The organism is Pseudomonas sp. MS01C9, from assembly GCF_058202755.1.
In genome coordinates, this window is sequence record NZ_CM177073.1 from 5989994 (window position 1) to 6014053 (window position 24060).

Below are 24060 nucleotides of genomic sequence, written 5' to 3' on the forward strand. Positions count from 1 at the left end.
TCAGATGCGGCGCTGGCGCGCCAGGGTGGGAATCTTCGTCGCGGGTACTTCGATACGCTGCACCTGCCCTACCGCCGCGGCCACCAGTGCCAGGGTCGGCTGACCGAACAGCACCCGCACATCGGCCTCCATGCCCTCCTTGCGCATGCGCTCGATCAACGTCACGGCCAGCAGGGAATGTCCCCCCAGTTCGAAGAAGTGGTCATGCCGGCCGACACGCTCGATTTTCAGCAATTCGGCCCACAGCGAGGCGAGCTTGATCTCCACCTCTCCCACGGGGGCTTCGTAGCGATGCGTGGCGAACGCCTCGCTGTCAGGGACGGGCAAGGCCTTGCGATCGAGCTTGCCATTGGGAGTCAACGGCAAAGCGTCAAGACTCACGTAGGCCGCCGGCACCATGTACTCCGGCAACTGCGCTTGCAGGTAGCCACGCAGCAGGCCCACGTCCACCGCCTGGCCTGGCGAGGGCCGGGTGAAATACGCCACCAGGCGTTTATCGCCGGGGACGTCCTCACGGGCCAGGATCACCGCCTCTTTTACCGCTTCATGCCTGGCGAGCCGTGCTTCGATCTCGCCCAGTTCGATGCGGAAACCACGGATCTTCACCTGGTCGTCGTTACGACCCAGGTATTCGATATTGCCGTCCGGCAGGTAGCGACCCAGGTCGCCGGTCCTGTACATCCGGGCATTGGTTTCGCTGCTGAACGGGTCCTTCAGGAAGCGTTCGGCAGTCAGGTCATCACGATTGAGGTAACCGCGCGCCACACCGGCGCCGCCGATATAGATCTCTCCCGGTACGCCCAATGGCACCGGTTGCCGGTGTTCATCCAGCAGATAGAACTGGGTGTTGGCCACCGGTTTACCGATATGCGCGGCGAAACCCTCTTCGCGGGACATCGATACCCAGCTTGAGTAAGTGGTGGTTTCCGATGGGCCATAGAGGTTGCACAAACGCTTGACCTGGGTTTGTTCGAACAGCGCTTCCACCAGGCTGCGCTTGAGGGCTTCGCCCGCCACGTTGACGGTCTCGACACCCTCGCCCAAGCCACCGGATTCCAGCAGTGCCTTGAGGGCCGACGGTACGGTGTTGATCAAGGTGATGTCGTGCTCGCCCTGTTGCAGTTCCAGCACATTGGCGACCACGTCGATGCTGCCACCGCAGGTCAACGGCGCGAAGCACTCGTAGACCGCCAGGTCGAAGTTCAGCGAAGTGGAGAACAGCGTCTTCGACAGGGTTTGCGCATCGAAGGAACGCTGTGCCCAGGTCAGGAAGTTCACCGTGTTGCGGTGCTCGATCATCACGCCCTTGGGCAGACCAGTGGAGCCGGAGGTGTAGATCACATAGGCCAGGTGCGACGAGGTCAGTTCCGGAACCTGGGGATTCAGAACGGATTCGTCCTGCCAAAGTTCGCTACCCAGATCGATGACCGGCATCGCAGCGCCGGCCAACAATCCAAGCGTCGCCGCCTGGGCCAGCACCGCCGCCGGAGCGCTGTCTTCCAGCATGTAGGCGATCCGGTCCGCCGGGTAAGCCGGATCCAGCGGTACGTAACCGCCCCCTGCCTTGAGGATCGCCAACAGGCCCACCACCATGTCGAGGCCGCGCTCGACACAGATCGCCACCCGAGAATCGGGTTTCACCCCCTGCTTGCGCAGGTAATGGGCCAGGCGGTTGGCCCGCTCGTTCAATTCGCGATAAGTCAGGCGTTGCCCACGATGCAGCACCGCCAACGACTCCGGCGTGCGCTGAACTTGCGCTTCGAACAACCCGTGAATCGTCTGCTCCAGCGGGTATTCGGCCTGGGTGGCGTTGAAGCCCACCAGCAGTTGCTCGCGCTCCGTGGCCGGCAGCACCGATAACTGGTGCAACGGCGCTTGCGGCGTCTGCTCCAGCATCCGGACCAGACTTTCCAACGTGTGCTGCACGTACCCGCAAAGCCGCTGCGCGCCAATGCGGGCCGGGGTCATGACGGTGAAACTGAACGCCTCGCCCAGGTCGTCCACCGACAACATCAACGGGTAGTTGGTCCGCTCTTCGCCACTGAGCATCTGGATGCCGTTCCAGGCCGACACCGCTTCGGCCGAAACCGTCGTTGCGGTGTGCCGATAGTTGAGCAAGGCACTGAACAACGGCGTCGGTGCCTCCACGCCGCTGCAGCGTTGTGCCAGGGCCAACGAGGCATGTTCATGGCCGAGCAAGGCCGTCAATCGTGCATGGGTCGCCTTGACCCCGGCCCGCACGCCTTGCGCCCCCAGGCTCACCCGCACGGGCAGCGTATTGATGAACATCCCCAGCGCCCGGTCGGCCCCTTCGCCACCTTGCATCCGGCCGACCAGCACGGTACCGAACACCACGTCGTCCTGGCCCGACACCTGGCTCAAGACCTGCGCCCAGACCAGGTGATACACACTCGCTGCACTGACCCCCAACTGCCGCGCCTGGGCACGCAACCGGCGGCTCAGGTCCGCCTCGACATCCTGGCGAGCTTCCTCGATCCCGCTGCCGTCACCTTGCACATCCTGCAGACCGAACGGCAGCGTCGGCTCGTCGACGTCGCCGAGCATGTCGCGGAAAAACGCTTCGTGGGCCTCGCGGCTCACCCCCAGGCGAGCCTGGGCCACGTAGTTGCGGTACGGCACCGAGGCGGGCAAGCGCTGTGCCTGGCCCAGCATGTGTGCCTCGATTTCCGCAACCAGCACCGCCAGTGAGGTGACATCGTCCACCAGATGATGGAACAGCAACATGCCCACCCAACGTTGGTTCTCCGGGTCCTGGGCATAGGCAATCCGCATCATCGGTGCCTGGCGGATGTCCAGGCGATAGAACCTGGGGTCGAAACGCTGGTGCAGTTGGGTGGCGATATCCCCCGCGGCCGGATCCAGCACGACCGGCTCGACATTCAAACGGGCGTCGCGCCATACCACCTGCATGGGCTCGGGCAAGCCCTCCCAGAGCACACCGGTACGCAGGATATCGTGCCGGGCAATGACGGCCTGCAACGCCTGGGCGAACTGTTCGAGGCGCGCGAAACTGTCAAAACCGAACATCACGTGTTGCAGATAGGGATCACCCTGGGCGGCGGCAAGGTGGTGATACAGGATCCCCTCCTGCAGAGGTGCCAAGGCATAGATGTCCTGGACGTTGGCCACGCCACCCGGCACCCTTGCCACGATTTCATCGATGGCCGGCTGATCCAGCTCGGCCAGCGGCAGCATCCCCGGCGTAATCCGTGTGCAACCAGCCGGGATGCCATTGGCCGGTACATCGACCTCCCTGTACCCGCCGACCGCAGCGGCCAGTGCCGCCAATGTCGATTGGTCGAACAGGACGCGTGCGTCGACGCTCAGCTTGACCTGACGCATACGCTCGATCATTTTCACGGCCAACAGCGAATGACCGCCCAGCTCGAAGAAATTGTCGTGGCGGCCGACCCGTTCGATACCGAGCAAGTCCTGCCAGATCCCGGCGATGGTCGCCTCGGTTTCGCCTTGTGGAGCTTCGTACGCACGGGCCACTACCGCAGTACGATCCGGCGCTGGCAATGCCTTGCGGTCCAGCTTGCCATTGGGGGTCAGCGGCAAGGCGTCGAGGTGCACGAAAGCGCTCGGCACCATGTATTCAGGCAGCAGGTTCTGCAGATGGCCCCGCAGAGTCTCGATGTCGAGGCCCGCATCGGCGGCATGGGTCGTGAAATAGGCCACCAGGCGCTTCTCGCCGGGCTCCTCCTCACGGGCCAGTACCACGGCCTCCTTGAGACCTGGATGTTGCGCCAGCCGCGCTTCGATCTCGCCCAGTTCGATGCGGAAGCCGCGAATCTTCACCTGATCGTCGTTACGCCCCAGGTAGTCGATGTTGCCGTCCGCCAGGTAGCGGCCCAGGTCGCCGGTGCGGTACATCCGCGCATTTGGCACGGTGCTGAACGGGTCGTCGAGGAAACGCTCGGCGGTGAGTTCCGGCCGATGCAGGTAACCGCGTGCCACCTGCACACCGCCGATGTAGATCTCCCCGGCCACCCCCATGGGCACCGGCTGACGATGGGCGTCCAGCAGGTAGATGCGGGTGTTGGCGATCGGCTTGCCGATGGGGGTGCTGTCGGGGGTGTCGACGCCCGAGCAGTCCCAGGCCGTGACGTCCACGGCGGCTTCGGTGGGGCCGTACAGGTTGTGCAACGCCACCTGCGGCAGTTGCGCCTTGAAACGCCGCACCAGATGCCCCGGCAAGGCTTCGCCGCTGCACATCACCTGCCGCAGCCCGTCGCAGCCGTGGGCGGCGCCATGGGCCAGGAACACGTCCAGCATCGACGGTACGAAGTGCAGCGTGCTGATGCCCTGGGCCTGGATCACTTCGCACAGGTAGGCTGGGTCGCGATGCCCGCCAGGACGGGCCATCACCAGCCGGGCGCCGGTGAACAGCGGCCAGAAGAACTCCCACACCGATACGTCGAAGCTGAACGGGGTCTTCTGCAGCACCGCATCGGCAGCCGTCAACGGATAAGCGTCCTGCATCCACAGCAGGCGGTTGACCACCGCGCCATGTTCGTTCATCACGCCTTTGGGCAGGCCGGTGGAACCGGAGGTGTAGATGACATAGGCCAGATGGTCGCAGCGCAGCTCCTCGACCCTTGGATTAGCCGTCGACTGGGTCGAGAACGCGGCATCGTCCAGCAACAACGTCCGGGCATCGGTGGCGGGCAGGCGTGCCTGCAAGGCCCCCTGGGTCAGCACCACGCTCGGCGCGCAGTTGTCCAGCATGTAGGCCAGGCGATCGAGCGGATAATCCGGATCGAGCGGCACATAAGCAGCACCGGACTTGAGAATGCCCAGCAGGCCGGCCACCATTTCCAGGCTGCGCTCGGCGCAGATCGCCACCCGATCGTCCGGGCGGATGCCCAGGGCGATCAGGCGATGGGCAACCTGGTTGGCGCGGTGGTTCAGTTGCTGGTAGCTCCATTGCTCGTCGTCAGTCACCACGGCGATGGCGTCCGGGCTGGCCTCGGCACGGGTTTCGAACAGACCGTGCAAGGTCAGGCCTCGGGGATAATCGACCGTCGTGGCATTGAACGTTTCCAGCAGGCGCTGGCGTTCAGCCATGGGCAGAATCGCCAGCTCACCCAGGGGCGTCTCCGGCGCCCGCTCCAGCGCCGTGACCAGGCTTTCGAGGGTGGTGTGCATGTAGTCGCCGACACGTCGCGCATCGGTACCGGCCAGTGCCTGCACCACCAGGCTGAAGCCTTCGCCTTCGTCATCCACCGCCAGCGCCAGGGGGTAATTGGTACGCTCTTGGCCGCCAATCGACTCGATGCCCTGCCACGCCGACAGCGCCTGGGCAGTCACCTCGACCCCGCAATGGCGATAGTTGAGCATTGAACTGAACAACGGCGTCGGTGCAACCACACCGCTGCAGCGTTGCGCCAGGGCCAGTGAGGCATGCTCATGCCCCAGCAGGCCAGTGAGACGCCTGTGGGTGGCCTTGACCCCGGCGGACACACCGTGTCCACCCAGGCTCACCCGCAATGGCAGGGTGTTGATGAACATGCCCAGTGCCCGATCGGCGCCCTCGCCCCCCTGCATCCGCCCCAACAGCACAGTGCCGAACACCACTTCGTCGCGACCGCTGACACGACCCAGTACCTGGGCCCATGCCAGGTGCATCACACTCGCCGCACTGACGCCCAACTGCCGGGCCTGGGCGCGAAGACGGCGACACAAGCCCGCCTCCACCGCCAGCTTCACTTCCTCCACACCGGAGCCATCGCGCTGCACATCCTGCAGACCGAACGGCAGGGTCGGCTCCTGGATATCGCCAAGCATCTCGCGGAAAAAGGCTTCGTGTTCCTGCTGGCCGACACCCAGGCGCGCCTGGGCCACATAGTTGCGGTAAGGCACCGCATTGCCCAGTTCGTGCGCCTTGCCAAGCAACTGGGCCTGCATTTCACGCTCCAGGACTTCCAGCCCCGTATGGTCCAGCACCATGTGATGGAACAGGAGCATCGCGATCCAGCGTCCGTTGTCGACGTCCTCTGCGATAACCAGGCGCAACATCGGCGCCTGGCGCACATCCAGGCGCACATGCCGGGCGTCGAAACGCTCCTGCAGCTGCGCAACGACATCCCCGGCGCTCGGATCCGGTTCCAGCTCATCGACGATCAGCCGAGCCTGTCGCCATACCACCTGCACCGGTTCGTCGAGGCTTTCCCAGGCCATCGAGGTCCTGAAGATGTCGTGGCGCTCGATCACCCGCTGCAACGCGAGGATGAAGTCATCCAGGCGTGCGCGGCTGTCAAAGCCGAACAGCGTCTGCAGCACATAGGGATCACCTTTTTTCGCCGTCAGGTGGTGATACAGGATGCCTTCCTGCAGGGGCGCCAGGGGGTAGATGTCCTGCACGTTTTGCGTGCCTCCCGGCACGCTTGCCACGATCCGATCGATGGCCTCCTGGCTCAATGCAGCCAGTGGCAACATGTCCGGGGTGATTCGCTCGCACCCTTGGACGATGGCATTGGCCGGTACCACCACCTCGCGGTGTCCGCCCACGGCGGCTGCCAGTGCCCGCAGCGTCGGTTGGCTGAACAGGACCCGCACGTCCACGGCCATCTCGGCCTGGCGCATGCGCTCGATCAGCCTCATCGCCAGCAGCGAATGGCCGCCCAGTTCGAAGAAGTTGTCGTGACGCCCCACACGCTCGACGTTCAACAACTCGGCCCACAGGCCGGCCAGCGCTTGCTCGACCTCGCCCTGGGGGGCCTCGTAGGCCTGGCTGGCGTACGCCTCCGCCGCCGGCACCGGCAAGGCCTTGCGGTCCACCTTGCCGTTCAGTGTCAAGGGGAACGCCGGCATCAGGACAAACGCGGCAGGTACCATGTATTCGGCCAGGGTGGCGGACAACTGCTCGCGTAACGCCGCCACGGTGAGGCTGACCTCAGGCTGTGCAATGAGGTACGCCACCAGGCGTTTCTCTCCCGGCTCGTCGGCCCGCACCACGACCACCGCGTCCTTCACGCCGTCACAGGCGACGAGCCTGGCCTCGATCTCTCCCAGTTCCACACGGAACCCGCGGACCTTGACCTGATCGTCGTTTCGTCCCAGGCACTCCAGATTGCCCTCGGGCAGCCAGCGGCCCAGGTCACCGGTGCGGTAAAGCAGCGCGCCGGGCTCTGGGCTGAACGGATCGGCGATGAACTTCTCCGCGCTCAGGTCCGCTCGGTTCAAGTACCCCTTGGCCACGCCCTTGCCGCCGATGCAGATCTCGCCGACCACACCCAGGGGCGCCAGCCGCTGGCGTGCATCCAGTACGTAGACCCGGGTATTGGAGATGGGCCCGCCAATGGGCACGCTTTGCGCGTGCTCGGCCACAGCCTTGACTTCCAGGGTCGTGGCGTAGGTGGTGGTTTCGGTCGGACCGTAGCAATGCACCAGGCGCAAGCCCGGCGCCAGGCTCAACAAGCGTCGGAAGGAGGCCGCGTCGGCGCGTTCGCCACCGCACAAAAGAATGCGCAAGCCGCCGATGGCTTCGGGGATCAGTTGCACGTACTGGTTGAAAATGGCCGTGGTCACGAACAGCACCGTGACGCCCGTATCGACCAGGACCTGGGCGAACCGCGCTGGTTCGAGGAGGGTTTCATGCTCGATCACCACCACCTGCCCGCCGTTGAGCAGCGCGCCCCAGACATCCATGGTGCTGGCGTCGAACGCCGGATTGGAGGCAAAGGCGATTCGGTCGTGGGCATTGAAATCGGCGTAGCCGTTGTTGATCACCAGCCGGTTGATGGCCCGGTGGGGAACCAGGACACCTTTGGGCTGCCCTGTCGAACCCGAGGTATACATGATGTAGGCAATCGATTCACTGGACTGCGCCAGTGCCGGATTGTGGATCGGGCCTTGCAGGGTCAAGGTGTCCAGCTCGACGCGAGAGGTGCCCTCGGGGGCGACTTCGGTACTGAAGGTGAGCAAGACCTTCGCCCGGCAATCCTCCAGCATGAAGCCCTGGCGCTCCAACGAAGCGTTGCGATCCAGGGGCACATAGGCCGCCGCGCATTTGAGGACCGCCAACTGGCCGACCAGCAGGTCGATCGAGCGCGGCAGCAGGATCGCGACGCAGTCGTCCGGTTGCACGCCCAGTCCCAACAGGTAATGGGCCAGGCGATTGGCTCGCTCGTTCAGTTGCGCATAACTGACCTGTCGCTGCCCATGCACCGCCGCGACCGCCTGGGGCAGGTGTGCAACCTGAGCCTCGAACAGCGCCAGGACGGTCTGGTCCTGCGGATAAGGGCGATCGGTGGCGTTGAAATCCGCCAGCAACAGGTCGCGTTCGGTTTGCGGCAGGATCTCCAGACGGTCGAGGGGCATGCGCGGCGCTTGCTCGAGGGCTTGTACCAGGCCTTCGAGCGCGGTGTGCATATAGGCACAGATGCGCTGCGCACCTATTCCCTGGACGACAAGGGTGCTCAACATGAAGCCTTCGCCCAAGTCATCCACCGACAGGGTCAGCGGGTAGTTGGTACGTTCCTCGCTGCCAAGGACTTCCATGCCCTGCCAGGCATCCCGGGCCTCGACCGAGGTCGCATCGGCCGCGCTGTGCCGGTAGTTCAGCAACGCGCTGAACAGCGGGGCCGGTGAAGCCACGCCGCTGCAACGCTGGGCCAGGGCCAGGGACGCATGCTCGTGGCCGAGCAAGGCAGTCAGTCGCCCATGGGTAGCCTTGACGCCGGCCAGCACGCCCTGTGCTTGCAGATCGACCCGCAGCGGCAACGTATTGATGAACATGCCCAGGGCCCGGTCGGCGCCCTCGCCGCCCTGCATCCGCCCCATCAGCACCGTGCCGAAGACAACATCCTGGCGTCCGGACAACCGTCCCAGCACCTGGGCCCACGCCAGGTGATGCAGGCTGGCCGCACTGACACCGATTCGCCGCGCCTGTGCCCGCAGCCGGCGGCTCAAGCCGGCTTCCACCGCGAGCTTCGCCTCCTCGATGCCAAGGCCGTCACCCTGGACCTGTTGCAAGCCCAAGGGCAGCGTCGGTTCGTCGACGTCGCCCAGCATGTCGCGGAAAAATGCCTCGTGCTCCTGCTCGCTGACACCCAGGCGAGCCTGGGCCACATAGTTTCGGTACGGCATCGCCTCGCCGAGCCGATCGGCCTGGCCGAGCAGGAGCATCTGCATCTCCTGTTGCACCACTTCCAGCGCGGTATGGTCCAGCGCGATATGGTGGAACAGCAGCATCGCCACCCAGCGCTGGTTGATCGGGTCATGGGCATGGCGCAGGCATATCAGCGGAGCCTGGCGAATGTCCAGGCAATGGTGCCGGGAGTCGAAGCGCGAATGGAGCTGGGTCACGGCATCGGCGCCTCCGGTTTCCAGCGTGACGGCTTCGACACTCAACGCGGCCCTGCGCCAGACCACCTGGATCGGCTGTTCCAGGCCCTCCCACAACACCGCCGTGCGCAGGATATCGTGACGATCGATAACGCCTTGCAGCGCCTGCGCGAAGGCCTCGATACGCGCTTCGCTGTGGAAGGCGAACATCGCCTGGAGCACGTAGGGATCGCCCTGCCGCGCCGCGATATGGTGGTAGAGAATGCCTTCCTGCAGCGGCGCCAGCGGGTAGATGTCCTGTACGTTGGACACACCGCCCGGCACGCTGGCGACGATCTGGTCGATCGCCTCCTGGGTCAACGACACCAGCGGCAACAGGTCAGGCGTGATCCGTTCGCAGCCGCAGGTGATTGCGTTGGCCGGGACCTCGACCTCATTGCCGCCGCCCACCGCCGCGGCCAGGGCCGCCAGGGTCGGCTGGCCGAACAGTACGCGGACATCGGCACTCAAGCCGACCTGGCGCATCTGTTCGATCAGGTTGACCGCCAGCAACGAATGGCCGCCCAGCTCGAAGAAATGATCGTGGCGCCCCACCCGCTCCACATGCAGGACCTGCCTCCACAGGCGGGCCAGGGTGTTTTCGACCTCCCCCACGGGGGCTTCGTAGCCCCGGCTGACGATCGAAGCCTGGTCCGGCACCGGCAAGGCCCTGCGGTCCAGCTTGCCATTGGAGGTGAGGGGCAAGGCCTGGAGCTGTACATAGGCCGCCGGCACCATGTAGTCCGGCAAGCGACTTTGCAGATGAGCGCGCAGGGCTTCGATATCCACCGCCTCGTCGCTGGAGCGCAGCGTGAAATACGCCACCAGGCGTTTCTCCCCAGGCGCGTCCTCGCGAACCAGCACCACGGCTTCCTTCACGTCATGGTGTTGGGCCAACCGGGCTTCGATCTCCCCCGGCTCGATACGGAAACCACGGATCTTCACCTGGCCGTCGTTACGGCCCAGGTACTCGATGTTGCCGTCGGCCAGGAAACGTCCCAGGTCTCCGGTGCGGTACATCAGGGCCCCGGGTCGCTGGCTGAAGGGATCGGTGAGGAATTTTTCGACCGTCAGTTCCGGACGGTTCAGGTAGCCCTTGGCGACGCCCATGCCGCCGATGTACAGCTCACCCGCCACGCCCTGCGGCACAGGCCGCTGTTGGGCGTCGAGAATGTAGACCCGGGTGTTGCCCAAGGGGCGACCGATGGGAATGCTGCCCTCGCCGACCGCCTTGATCTCGTACGTGGTGGTGAAGGTAGTGGCTTCCGTGGGACCGTAGCCGTTGAGCAGGTGAACCGGGGCGCCTTCCTTCAAGACGCGCCCGATCACCGCCGGGTCGAGTACATCGCCGCCCACGATCAGGTAGCGCAAGCGGGCGAAAGCCGTCATCAGGCTGGCCGCGTATTGATGGAACAGCCCCGCAGTCATCCACAACACACTCACCGATTGCTCGATCAGCAGCGTGCGCAGGCGCTCCTGGGACAGCAGCACTTGCTGCTCGACCACCACCACGCACCCGCCGTTGAGCAAGGGGGCCCAGACGTCCAGGGTGCTGGCGTCGAAGGCGGGATTGGAGGCAAAGGCCACCCGGTCCCGCTCGTTGAAATCGGCATAGCCGTTATTGATCACCAGCCGACTGATGGCCCGGTGCGGTACCAGCACGCCCTTGGGCGTGCCCGTGGATCCGGAGGTGTACATGATGTAGGCCGGCGCTTCACTCGACTGTGGCGGCGGCTCGGCGTGGGCCGGCTGCCCGCCAAGGTCGATGGTGTCCAGGTCCACGCGGCGCACGTGCGACGGCAACGCCTCGGCGCTGAGGGTCAGCGCCAGCACCGCGCAACTGTCCTGGATCATGAACCCCTGGCGCTCGGCGGGCGCGTTGACGTCCAGCGGCACATAGACCGCCGCGCACTTGAGGACCGCCAACTGGCTGACCAACAGTTCGAGCGAACGAGGCAGCAGCAGGGCCACGCTTTCACCGGCCTGCAGGCCAAGCCCCATCAGATGGGCCGCCAGGCGGTCGGACTGGCAATCCAGTTCACCATAGGTCAGGGTTCGTCCGCCCTGCACCGCTGCCGGCGCATCCGGCCGGGCCCGGGCCTGAGCCTGGAACAAAACCTGGATCGGCTGTTCCCGGGGATAATCGCGGTCGCTGTCGTTGAAACCCAGCAACACACGTTCCCGCTCTGCCGCCGGCAGCCATGACAGGCTGTTGAGCATCGCCCCGGGGCTTGACTCCAGGGCGCCGACCAGGCTTTCAACGGCCGCCAGCATGTATTCGCCTATGCGCTGCGCACCGATGAGCGTACTGGCCTGCACCGTCAGGGCAAACGCGTCGGAGAAATCGTCCACCGAGAGAATCAGCGGGTAGTTGGTGCGTTCTTCCGCACTCAGGGCTTCGATCCCCTCCCAGGCCTGGCTCGCTTCCACAGGCAGGACTTGAGCCGCGCTGGCGCTGTGGCGGTAGTTCAACAGCGTACTGAACAGCGGCGCCGGGGCCGCCACGCCGCTGCAACGTTGCGCCAGGGCCAGGGATGCGTATTCGTGGCCCAGCAGGCTGCTCAGCCAGCCGTGGGTGCTCTTCACCCCATCGCGGACACTCTGCGCCCCTGCACCGACCCGCAGCGGCAGGGTATTGATGAACATGCCCAGGGCCCGGCTCATGCTTTCGCCCGCCTGCATCCGCCCCAGCATCACCGTGCCGAACACCACGTCCTCGCGGCCCGAGACGCAGCCCAGTACCTGGGCCCAGGCGAGATGGAAAATACTCGCCGCGCTCACCCCGAGCTGTCGCGCGTGCCCGCGCAAGCGCCGACCGAGGTCCGGAGGCACTGCCAGGTGATGTTCCTCGATGGCAGTGCCGTCCCCCAGTACATCCTGTTGGCCGAAGGGCAGCGTCGGCTCCTCGACGTCGCCAAGCATCTTGCGGAAGAACGCCTCGTCGGCCTGCCGCTGGCCGGCCTGACGGGTGCGGGCCACATAGTTGCGGTAAGGGATGGCAGGCTGCAACTGATCAGCCTGCCCCATCAGGCAAGCCTGCATTTCGCTCTGCACGACCGTCAGGGCCGCGTGGTCCAGGGCCATGTGGTGGAACAGCAGCATGGCGGCCCAGCGCTGGTGGACGGTGTCTTCGGCGACCACCAGCAACAGCAACGGCGCCTGGCTGACGTCCAGGCGATAGTGGCGAGGATCGAAGCGCGCCTGCAATTGCGCCATCGCATCGCCCTCGCCCAGCTCGGCGCTGATGTCCTTGACACCCAGCCGGGCCTGGCGCCAGACCACCTGGACCGGCTCTTCCAGCCCTTCGCGGACGATGGCGGTGCGCAGGATGTCGTGTCGGTCGATCACGCTTTGCAAGGCATCGACAAAATCCGCCAGGCGCTCACGCCGAGCGATGCTGAACCGTGCCTGCAGGACATACGGGTCGCCCTGGGTCGCCATCAGGTGGTGATAGAGAATCCCCTCCTGCAACGGCGCCAGCGGGTAAATGTCCTGCACATTGGGCGCACCGCCCGGAACCGTGGCAACGATGCGGTCGATGGCGCTCTGGTCCAGGCTCACCAGCGGCAGCATCTGCGGCGTGATGCGCGTGCAGCCGGCGGGGATGGCGTTGGGGGCGATGTCGGGTTCGCCGCCCTGGTTGGCATCGTATTGGCCGGCCTGGATCAACGAGATCAGTGCGCTCTTGTGTTCGCGCAGCAAGGCCAGTACCGCAGGCTCGCTCAGCGATTGTTTTCGGCCCCGCACCACGAGCTGATCGCCCTTGACTGAAAGCTGTACGTCTTTCTCTCTTAGTGTCGCCAACAGTTCGATCACACTCACAGGACAATCTCCATTTTTTCTGTCGTTGCCGCGTATTCCGAGAGCGTTGGCCGCTCGAATAACGTCCGCACATCCGCTTCCATGCCTTCCTGGCGCATCCGCTCCATCAGGCTGACGGCGAGCAGGGAATGCCCGCCCAGTTCGAAGAAATGATCGTGACGACCGACACGCTCTACGTTGAGCACTTCAGCCCACAACTGGGCCAGGGTGATTTCGGTGTCGCCGACCGGCGCTTCATAGCCACGGCTGATGAACGCCCCCAGGTCCGGCGCCGGCAGCGCCTTGCGGTCGAGCTTGCCGTTGGGGGTCAGCGGCATCGCGTCCAGGCAGACGTAGGCCACCGGTACCATGAAGGCGGGCAGTTGTGCCTGCAGGTACAGGCGCAGCGCTTCGATGCCCAGTGCTTCGTCTGTCGGGTACTGGGTGAAATAGGCCACCAGACGCTTCTCCCCCGGAACGTCTTCACGGGCCAGCACCGCCGCTTCCTTCACCGCCTCGTGCTGGGCGAGCCTGGCTTCGATTTCGCCCAGTTCGATACGGAAACCGCGGATCTTCACCTGGTCGTCGTTGCGCCCCAGGTACTGCAGGGTACCGTCGGGCAACCAGCGACCGATGTCTCCGGTCTTGTACAAGCGGGCATCGGCCTGGCCGTAGAACGGATCGGCCATGAAGCGGGTTTGGTTGAGCTCCGGCCGGTTCAGGTAGCCACGCGCCACACCGACACCGCCGATGTGAATCTCGCCCGGCACCCCCACCGGCAACAGCTGGCCGTGGTGGTCCAGCACGTGCAGCTGCATGTTGCGGATGGGCCGGCCAATCGGGATCGACTGGTCCCGGTAGGTTTCCAGATGGCTATCCACGATGTGCCAGGCAACCACGTCGCTGCACTCGGTCGGCCCGTAGCTGTTGATCACCGTTGGCCGTGGCTGCGGCAGTTTCTCCAGCAGGGCGACCTGGATCGGCTCGCCGCCCAGGACCACCCGTTTCAGGCAGGCCAGTGCCTGCTGATGGTCGGCGTCCACCAGCGCATGGAACGCGCTGGGCGACATGTTGAGGTGAGTGATCCCGGCCTCGGCGACCTGGGCGACGATGGCACCTGGATTGAAGGGTTCTTCAGCCAGATGCAGCGTGGCGCCCACCATGAGCGGTGCCAGGATGTTCTTCTGGGTCAGGTCGAAGTTGTAGGAAGAGGCCAGCAGCACTGCATCGCCGGCATGGAACGCCAGGTCCTCGAGGTACCAGTCCATCAGGTTGCGCAGGCCGCGACGCTCCACCATCACGCCCTTGGGCAGTCCGGTCGAACCGGAGGTGTAGATGACATAGGCCAGGTGGCCAGGTGTCAGGCCTGTCACGTGCGGGTTGTGATCCGGCTCGTCCAGCCATGGGCCGGCGTCCAGGTCGATCAGGGGCACCTGGGCGTCCGACAGCAGCGCCCGGGTACCGGCCTGGGTCAGCACCGCAACCGGCGCGCTGTCCTGCAGCATGAACGCAAGGCGCTCGGCCGGATAAGCCGGATCCAGGGGGACATACCCCCCGCCGGCCTTGAGCACCGCCAGCAGTCCTACCACCATGTCGACACTGCGCTCGACGCAGATCGCCACCCGCGAATCCCCTTCCACGCCCTGCTTGCGCAGATAATGGGCCAGCCGGTTGGCTCGCTCGTTCAACTGGCGATAGGTCAGCCGCTGTGCGCCACCGTGCACGGCCAGGTCATCCGGCGTGCGCTGTGCCTGCGCCTCGAACGACGCCTGAATGGCTGGTTGCTGCCGTGGGGCGTCGGCTTGGTGGGCATTGAACTCGGCCAGCAGCCTGTGGCGCTCGCCAGGCGGCAGGATCGACAGCTGATGCAGTGGCGCCTGAGGAGACTGTTCGAGCATCTCGATCAGCCTTTCCAGGGTCTGGCGCACATAACCACACATCCGCTGGGCACCGATGCGCGCAGGCGTCATCACAGTGAAGCTGAACGCCTCGCCCTGGTCGTCCACCGCCAGCGTCAAGGGATAGTTGGTCCGCTCTTCGCCACTGAGCATCTGGATACCGTCCCAGGCCGACAACGCCTCGGTGGTGGTGATCGCACCCGTGTGCCGATAATTGAGCAAGGCACTGAACAGTGGCGTCGGCGCTTCCACGCCGCTGCAACGTTGCGCCAGTGCCAGCGAGGCGTGCTCGTGCCCCAGCAAGGCGGTCAGCCGCGCATGGGTCGTGGTCACACCGGCACGCACATCGGTTTGCAGGCTGACCCGCAGTGGCAGCGTATTGATGAACATCCCCAGCGCCCGGTCGGCCCCCTCGCCGCCTTGCATCCGGCCCATCAGGACGGTACCGAACACCACCTCTTCGCGGCCCGACACCTTGCCCAGCACCTGGGCCCAGACCAGGTGGTACAGGCTCGCCGCGCTCACACCGAGCAGACGGGCCTGGGCCCGCAATCGGCGGCTCAGGTCGGCCTCGACAAGCTGTCCGGCCTCCTCGATCCCGCTGCCATCGCCTTGCACATCCTGCAAACCGAACGGCAATGTCGGCTCGTCGACGTCGCCAAGCATGTCGCGGAAAAACGCTTCGTGGGCCTCGCGGCTCACCCCCAGGCGAGCCTGGGCCACGTAGTTGCGGTACGGCACCGACGCCGGCAAGCGATCTGCCCGCCCGAGCATGTGCGCCTCGATCTCGGCGGACAGTGCCGCCAGGGACGTGGCGTCGTCCACCAGATGATGGAACAGCAGCATACCCACCCAGCGCTGGTTCGCCGGGTCCTGGGCATAGGCGACCCGCATCAGCGGTGCCTGGCGAATGTCCAGGCGGTAGTGCCTGGGGTCGAAGCGTTGGTGCAACTGCGCGGCGACATCGCCCGCCGCCGGGTCCAGCTCCACCGACTCCACCACCATCCGGGCGTCACGCCAGACCACCTGCACGGGCTCGGCCAGGTCCTCCCAGAGCACACTCGTACGCAAGATGTCATGCCGGGCGACGACCGATTGGAACGCGTGGGTAAACGCCTCCAGTCGGGCGAAGGTGTCGAACGCGAACATCATGTATTGCAGATAGGGATCGCCCTGGGCGGCGGCGAGGTGGTGATAAAGGATACCTTCCTGCAGCGGTGCCAGGGCATAGATGTCCTGTACGTTGGCCAAGCCGCCCGGCACCATCGCCACCACGCGGTCGATCTCGTCCTGGCTCAGGGTCGCCAGAGGCAACAGCTCTGGCGTGATCCGTCGACAGTCCGAGGCAATACGATTGGCCGGCACCACCACGTCCGTACGTCCGCCTACCGCAGCGGCCAGGGCCGCCAGGGTCGGTTGACCGAACAGCACCCGGACGTCGGCGCTCAGCCCGACCTGGCGCATGCGTTCGATCAGCTTCACCGCCAGCAGGGAATGGCCCCCCAGTTCGAAGAAGTTATCGTGACGACCGATCCGATCAAGATCCAGCAGGTCCTGCCAGATCGTGGCGATGACGGTTTCGGCATCGCCTTGCGGTGCTTCGTATTCGCGAGTCGCCACCGATGACTGGTCCGGCGTCGGCAACGCCTTGCGGTCGAGCTTGCCGTTGGTGGTCAACGGGAAGGCATCGAGCATCACGAAGGCGCCTGGCACCATGTAGTCCGCCAGGGAGCCCAGCAGTGCGGCACGCAACCCGGCTGCCGTGGGCGGCTCGCCTTCTTCGGCGATCACATAGGCCACCAGGCGCTTGTCCCCCGGCTCGTCCTCGCGCGCGATGACCACCGCTTCGCGGACACCTTCGCACGCGGCCAGCCTGGCTTCGATCTCGCCCAGCTCGATGCGGAAGCCACGAATCTTCACCTGGTCGTCGTTGCGGCCCAGGTATTCGATGCTGCCGTCGGCCAGTCGGCGTCCCAGGTCGCCGGTCCGGTACAGACGCGCCCCTTCGCATCCACTGAAGGGATCGGCGATAAAGCGCTGCCGATCGAGCTCGGGACGATTCAGGTAACCACGGGCCACACCCGCACCGCCGACGTACATTTCCCCGACTACACCCACCGGTACCGGCTCGCGCCGGGCGTCGAGCACATGCAATTGCAGGTCGGGAATGCGCGTGCCGATGGGGCTGACACCGACCCGCTGCGCGTCGTCCGCGCTCAGTGCGTGGTAAGTCACGTGCACGGTGGTTTCGGTGATGCCGTACATGTTCACCAGTTGCGTGCCGGCGTTGATCTCCCGGGCATACCACGGTTTGAGAATGCCGGTCTCCAAGGCTTCGCCGCCAAAGATCACCTGGCGCAGGCTGTGCCTGAGCTCGCTTTCGCCCTGGGCCGCGATCAGTTGGCGGAAGGCACTCGGCGTCTGGTTCAGTACCGTGACGCCCTCCTCGCACAGCAGCGTGTAGCAATCCTGCGGCGAACGGCTTACCAGTTGCGGCACCACCAGCAGGCGACCGCCGTGGGTCAGCGCGCCCCAGATTTCCCAGACCGAGAAGTCGAAGGCGAAGGAATGGAACAAGGCCCAGACGTCCTGGGAACCGAAATCGAACCAGGGTCGGGTGGCCGAGAACAGCCGCGCCACATTGCGATGCTCCACCATCACCCCCTTGGGCAGGCCGGTGGAGCCGGAGGTGTAGATCACGTAGGCCAGGTGGCTGGAATCCAGGCCCGCCACCTGGGGGTTGCCCAGGGACGCTTCCGGCCATTCAGCACGGTCCAGATCGATCACCGGAACCGTCACGTCTGCCAGGCAATGCCGCGTCGCAGCCTGGGTGAGCACCGCCACCGGCGCGCTGTCCTGCAGCATGAAGGCCAGGCGCTCGGCCGGATAGGCCGGATCCAGCGGTACATAGCCGGCACCGGACTTGAGGATACCCAGCAGGCCGACGATCATGTCCAGCCCACGCTCGACGCAGATCGCCACCCGGTCATCGGGGCGAATGCCCAGGGACAACAGGTGATGGGCCACCTGGTTGGCCCGGGCGTTGAGTTCGCCATAGGTCAGCGAACGGTCCTCGAACCGCACCGCCAGCGCATCGGGCCGGGCTGCGGCGCAGGCCTCCACCTGCCCGTGGATCAACGCGTCATGGGGGTAGGTCGCCGACGACGCATTCCAGGTCTCCAGCAGTTGGCGACGCTCGGCCTGCGGCAGCACCGGCAGGCTCTGCACCGGTGTTTGCGGCGCCTGTTCCAGGGCCTCGAACAGGCTGCGCAGCGCGACTTGCAGGTAGTCGCAGATGCGTTGCGCCCCGATCCGCGATTCCACCAGCGCCGTCAGGCTGAAGCCATCCCCGAGGTCATCGACGTTCATGGTCAGCGGGTAGTTGGTACGTTCTTCGCTGGACAGCATCTGCATGCCGCTCCAGGCCGACAGCAAGGCCTCTGTCACCTGCGTGGCACTGTGGCGGTAATTCAGCAGCGCACTGAACAAAGGCGTCGGCGCCGCCACGCCACTGCAACGCTGGGCCAGGGCCAGGGAAGCGTGCTCATGAGCCAGCATTCCGGTCAGCCGGGCATGGGTCGCCTTCACCGCCTCGTCCACGCTTTGCTCGCCCACCGACACGCATATCGGCAAGGTATTGATGAACATCCCCAGCGCACGGTCGGCACCGTCGCCCCCCTGCATCCGCCCCATCAGTACGGTGCCGAAGACCACGTGTTCCTGGCCGCACGCCAGGGCCATGACCCGTGCCCAGGCCAGATGGATCAGGCTCGCGGCGCTGACGCCCAGGCGCCGGGCCTGGCTGCGCAGCCCCCGGCCCACAGCGTCATCGACCGCAACCGTGACTTCCTCGATGCCACGCCCGTCGCCCTGGACCTGGGCCAATCCGAACGGCAGCGTCGGCTCCTCGATCTCACCGAGCATCTGCCGGAAAAACACTTCGTGCTCTTGCTCGCTCATTCCAAGCCTGGCCTGGGCGACATAGTTGCGGTACGGCACCGCTTCGGCCAACTGTGCGGCTTCGCCCATCAGGTGCGCCTGCATTTCGTGCTGCACCACTTCCAAGGCCGTATGGTCCAGGGCCATGTGGTGGAACAGCAGGATCGCCACCCAGCGGTCCTGGGCCTCGTCCCGGGCATGGACCAGTTGCAGCATCGGCGCCCGACGCAGATCCAGGCGGTAGTGCCGCGCATCGAAACGGGTCGCCAGTTGCGTGGCGACGTCACCGGCGGTGGCCTCGGGCTCGAAGCGTTGCGGCGCCAGCCGCACCTGGCGCCAGACCACTTGCAGCGGCTCGTCCAGGCCTTCCCAGACCACGCTGGTGCGCAGGATGTCATGGCGATCGATCACCACCTGCAACGCCTCGACGAACGCTTCGAAACGCTCGAGCGTATCGAAGGCGAACTGCGATTGAAGCACGTAGGGGTCGCCCTGTTCGGCGGCCAGGTGGTGATAGAGGATGCCTTCCTGCAGCGGCGCCAGCGGGTAGATGTCCTGCACGTTGCGTGCGCCACCGGGCACCGTGGCCACGATCCGGTCAATGGTTGGCTGATCAAGCGCTACCAAGGTGAGCATGTCCGGGGTGATCTGCACACAGTCGGCGGCAATCAGGTTCGCCGGCACCTCGATTTCCTTGCCACTGCCAATGGCGGCCGCCAGGGCCGCCAGGGTCGGCTGGCTGAACAGCACGCGCACATCGGCGCTCAGCCCGGCCTGGCGCATGCGTTCGATCAGGGTCACCGCCAGCAGCGAATGGCCCCCCAGTTCGAAGAAGTGGTCGTGACGCCCCACCTGTTCGACCTTGAGCACCTCGGCCCAGAGCCGGGCCAGGGTCTGTTCCACCGCTCCCTGGGGCGCTTCGTATTCACGACTGGCATAAGCCTCGGCGTCCGGCGCCGGCAAGGCCCGGCGATCCAGCTTGCCGTTGGCCGTCAAGGGGAACGACGGCAGCACCACGAAGGCGCTGGGGACCATGTAGTCGGCCAGTGCACTCGCCAACTCTGCGCGCAGATCCTGCACCGACAGGGTGACACCCGGCTCGGCAATCACATACCCCACCAGGCGCTTGGGACCGGTCTCGTCCTGGCGCGCCAGCACCACCGCGTCCTGCACCCCCGGACACTGGCCGAGCCGCGCTTCGATTTCCCCCAGCTCGATACGAAAGCCACGGATCTTCACCTGGTCGTCGTTACGCCCCAGGTAGTCCACGCTGCCGTCGACACGCCAGCGCGCCAGGTCGCCGGTGCGATAGAGCAACGCCCCAGGGTCGGCGCTGAACGGGTCGGTCACGAACTTCTCGGCGGTCAGTTCGGGGCGGTTCAGATACCCTTTCGCCACGCCATCGCCACCGATGTACAACTCCCCCGCCACGCCCACCGGCACCGGTTGCAGCTGGGCATCCAGCACGTAGACACGGCTGTTGCCCACCGGACGGCCAATGGGAATGCCGCCCTCGCCCACGGCTCTGATTTCGTGGGTCGTGGTGAATGTGGTGGCTTCCGTCGGGCCATAGCCATTGAGCAGGTGCTGCGGCGCGCCTTCTTTCAAGACCCGGCCGATCACCGCCGGATCGAGCACATCACCGCCGACGATCAGGTAACGCAAGTGCTTGAACACCGGCATCAGGCCGGCGGCGTACTGATGGAACAGGCCGGCGGTCATCCACAGCACGCTGACCCGCTGCTCGGTCAGCAACCGGGCGAAACGCTCCCGGGACAACAGCACGTCCTGGTCGACCACCACCACGCAGCCGCCGTTGAGCAATGGCGCCCAGACGTCCAGGGTACTGGCGTCGAAGGCCGGGTTGGAGGCGAACGCCACCCGGTCCCGGGCATTGAAATCGGCGTAGCCGTTGTTGATCACCAGTCGGTTGATCGCCCGATGCGGCACCAGCACACCCTTGGGAGTGCCGGTGGAACCGGAGGTGTACATGATATAGGCCACCGCTTCGGCGCTCTGGGGCAGATCGAGGTCGACACAGGTTTCATCCACCTCCATGTGACCCAGGTCCACCCGCAGAGGACCCGCAGGAACCTTCTGACCTTTGCGGGCCAGGACCACCTGCGCTCCACTGTCGTCGACCATGAACTGCTGGCGCTCCAGCGGCGCGCCGATATCCAGCGGCACGTAGACGGCGGCACACTTGAGCACCGCCAACTGGCCGACCAGCAGCTCGATCGAACGCCCCAGCCCCAGCGCCACGCGGTCCCCGGGCTGCACGCCCAGGCCTGCCAGATGGCGCGCCAGGCCGTTGGCCCAGGCGTTGAGCTCGCTGTAGGTCAGGCAACGCCCATCCTGCACAGCGGCGATGGCGTGTGGACGAGCCTCGGCCTGGGCTTCGAACAACCCATGGACGGTCCGATCCTGCGGATAAGGACGCATGGTCGCATTGAAACCCGCCACCACCTGCCGACGCTCGGCAGCCGGCAGTATCGCCAGACGGTTCAACGGCGTCGACGGCGCCAGCTCCAGGGACTCCACCAGGGTTTCCAGGGCAATGTGCATGTACTCGCAGACCCGTTGCGCGCCGATCCGTGGCACCGCCAGCGCGGTCAGGTGGAAATCGTCGCCCAGGTCGTCCACCGACAGGGTCAGCGGGTAATTGGTGCGTTCTTCGTTGCTCAGGGTCTCGATGCCTTCCCAACCGGCCAGGGCCTGGCTGGAATCCGCGAGGCCGGCGCTGTGACGATAGTTGAGCAAGGCGCTGAACAGCGGCATGGGCGCAACCACGCCACTGCAACGCTGTGCCAGGGCCAGGGACGCGTGTTCATGGCCCAGCAGGCCGGTCAATCGCGCGTGGGTGGCTTCCACCCCTTCACGCACGCTTTGGATGCCCACTTCCACTCGCAGGGGCAAGGTGTTGATGAACATGCCCAGGGCCCGGTCAGCACCGTCCCCGCCTTGCATGCGCCCCATCAGTACGGTGCCGAATACCACGTCGTCCTTGCCGGACACGCGGCCCAGCAACTGTGCCCAGGCCAGGTGAACCAGGCTGGCAGCGCTGACACCCAACTGCCGCGCCAGGACCCGTAGGCGCTGGCTCAACGCCGTGTCGACAGGCCGCCGGGCTTCCTCGATATCCCGCCCGTCACCCTGCACGTCCCGTACACCGAACGGCAGGGTCGGCTCGTCGATATCGCCGAGCATCTCGCGGAAGAAGTGTTCGTGCTCCTGTTCGCTCACGCCCAGGCACGCCTGCGCCACATAGTTGCGATAAGGCACTGCCGCCGCCAGCGGAGCGGTCTTGCCCAACAGATGCGCCTGCATCTCGTGCTGCACCACTTCCATGGCCGTGTGGTCCAGGGCCATGTGGTGGAAGAGCAACACCGCGACCCAGCGTCCCCTGGCCGCGTCTTGCGCGTAAGCCAGCCGCAGCATGGGGGCACGGGTGATATCGAGACGGTAATGCCGCGGGTCGAAGCGGGCCTGCAACTGCGAGGCGATATCCCCCGCCGCGTCGGCCAGCGCCACCTCTTCCACCACCAGTCGGGCTTTACGCCAGACCACCTGCACCGGTGAGTCGAATCCTTCCCAGACCACGCTGGTGCGCAGGATGTCGTGGCGATCGATGACATGCTCAAGCGCATCGACGAAAGCCGTCAATCGGTCACGATTGTGCAGTTCGAAGAGTATTTTCAGTACATAGGGGTCGCCCTGCTCGGCGGTCAGGTGGTGGTAGAGGATGCCTTCCTGCAGCGGCGCCAGCGGGTAGATGTCCTGTACGTTGCGTGCGCCACCGGGCACCGTGGCCACGATCCGGTCAATGGTTGGCTGATCAAGCGCTACCAAGGTGAGCATGTCCGGGGTGATCTGCACACAGTCGGCGGCAATCAGGTTCGCCGGCACCTCGATTTCCTTGCCGCTGCCAATGGCGGCCGCCAGGGCCGCCAGGGTCGGCTGGCTGAACAGCACGCGCACATCGGCGCTCAGCCCGGCCTGGCGCATGCGTTCGATCAGGGTCACCGCCAGCAGCGAATGGCCCCCCAGTTCGAAGAAGTGGTCGTGACGCCCCACCTGTTCGACCTTGAGCACCTCGGCCCAGAGCCGGGCCAGGGCCTGTTCCACCGCTCCCTGGGGCGCTTCGTATTCACGGCTGGCATAAGCCCCGGCGTCCGGCGCCGGCAAGGCCCGGCGGTCCAGCTTGCCGTTGGCCGTCAGCGGCAGCGTCTCAAGCAGTACGTAGGCCATGGGCATCATGTAATCGGGCAACTGCGCATGCAGATGGCTACGCAGCGTCTCGATGGTCACACCTGCCTGCGGGTCGTTCAGGGTGAAATAAGCCACCAGGCGCTTCTCGCCTGGCACGTCTTCACGCGCCAGGACGGCAGCCGCCCTGATGCTGTCATGCTCGGCGAGCCGCGCTTCGATTTCCCCCAGTTCGATACGAAAGCCACGGATCTTCACCTGGTCGTCGTTACGCCCCAGGTAGTCCACGCAGCCGTCGACACGCCAGCGCGCCAGGTCGCCGGTGCGATAGAGCAACGCCCCAGGGTCGGCGCTGAACGGGTCGGTCACGAACTTCTCGGCGGTCAGTTCGGGGCGGTTCAGATACCCTTTCGCCACGCCATCGCCACCGATGTACAACTCCCCCGCCACGCCCACCGGCACCGGTTGCAGCTGGGCGTCCAGCACGTAGACACGGCTGTTGCCCACCGGACGGCCAATGGGAATGCCGCCCTCGCCCACGGCTCGGATTTCGTGGGTCGTGGTGAATGTGGTGGCTTCCGTCGGGCCATAGCCATTGAGCAGGTGCTGCGGCGCGCCTTCTTTCAAGACCCGGCCGATCACCGCCGGATCGAGCACATCACCGCCGACGATCAGGTAACGCAAGTGCTTGAACACCGGCATCAGGCCGGCGGCGTACTGATGGAACAGGCCGGCGGTCATCCACAGCACGCTGACCCGCTGCTCGGTCAGCAACCGGGCGAAACGCTCCCGGGACAACAGCACGTCCTGGTCGACCACCACCACGCAGCCGCCGTTGAGCAATGGCGCCCAGACGTCCAGGGTA

At 65.6% G+C, this 24060-nt stretch carries 2 protein-coding genes (1 of these 2 running past the window's edge); both read right to left on the minus strand.

Going from position 1 to position 24060, the window contains the following annotated elements:
- Positions 1 to 13173: an amino acid adenylation domain-containing protein gene (locus AC1M7R_RS26690; RefSeq protein ID WP_490610128.1), complete on the minus strand. Its 13173-nt coding sequence runs from the start codon at positions 13171 to 13173 to the stop codon at positions 1 to 3.
- Positions 13170 to 24060: the 3' end of a non-ribosomal peptide synthase/polyketide synthase gene (locus tag AC1M7R_RS26695; protein WP_490610129.1), read on the minus strand. Its footprint extends 18176 nt past the window's final position; the window shows 10891 of its 29067 coding nt (coding positions 18177-29067); the start codon falls outside the window, past its right edge; the stop codon is at positions 13170 to 13172. The genes AC1M7R_RS26690 and AC1M7R_RS26695 overlap by 4 nt, the downstream gene beginning before the upstream one ends.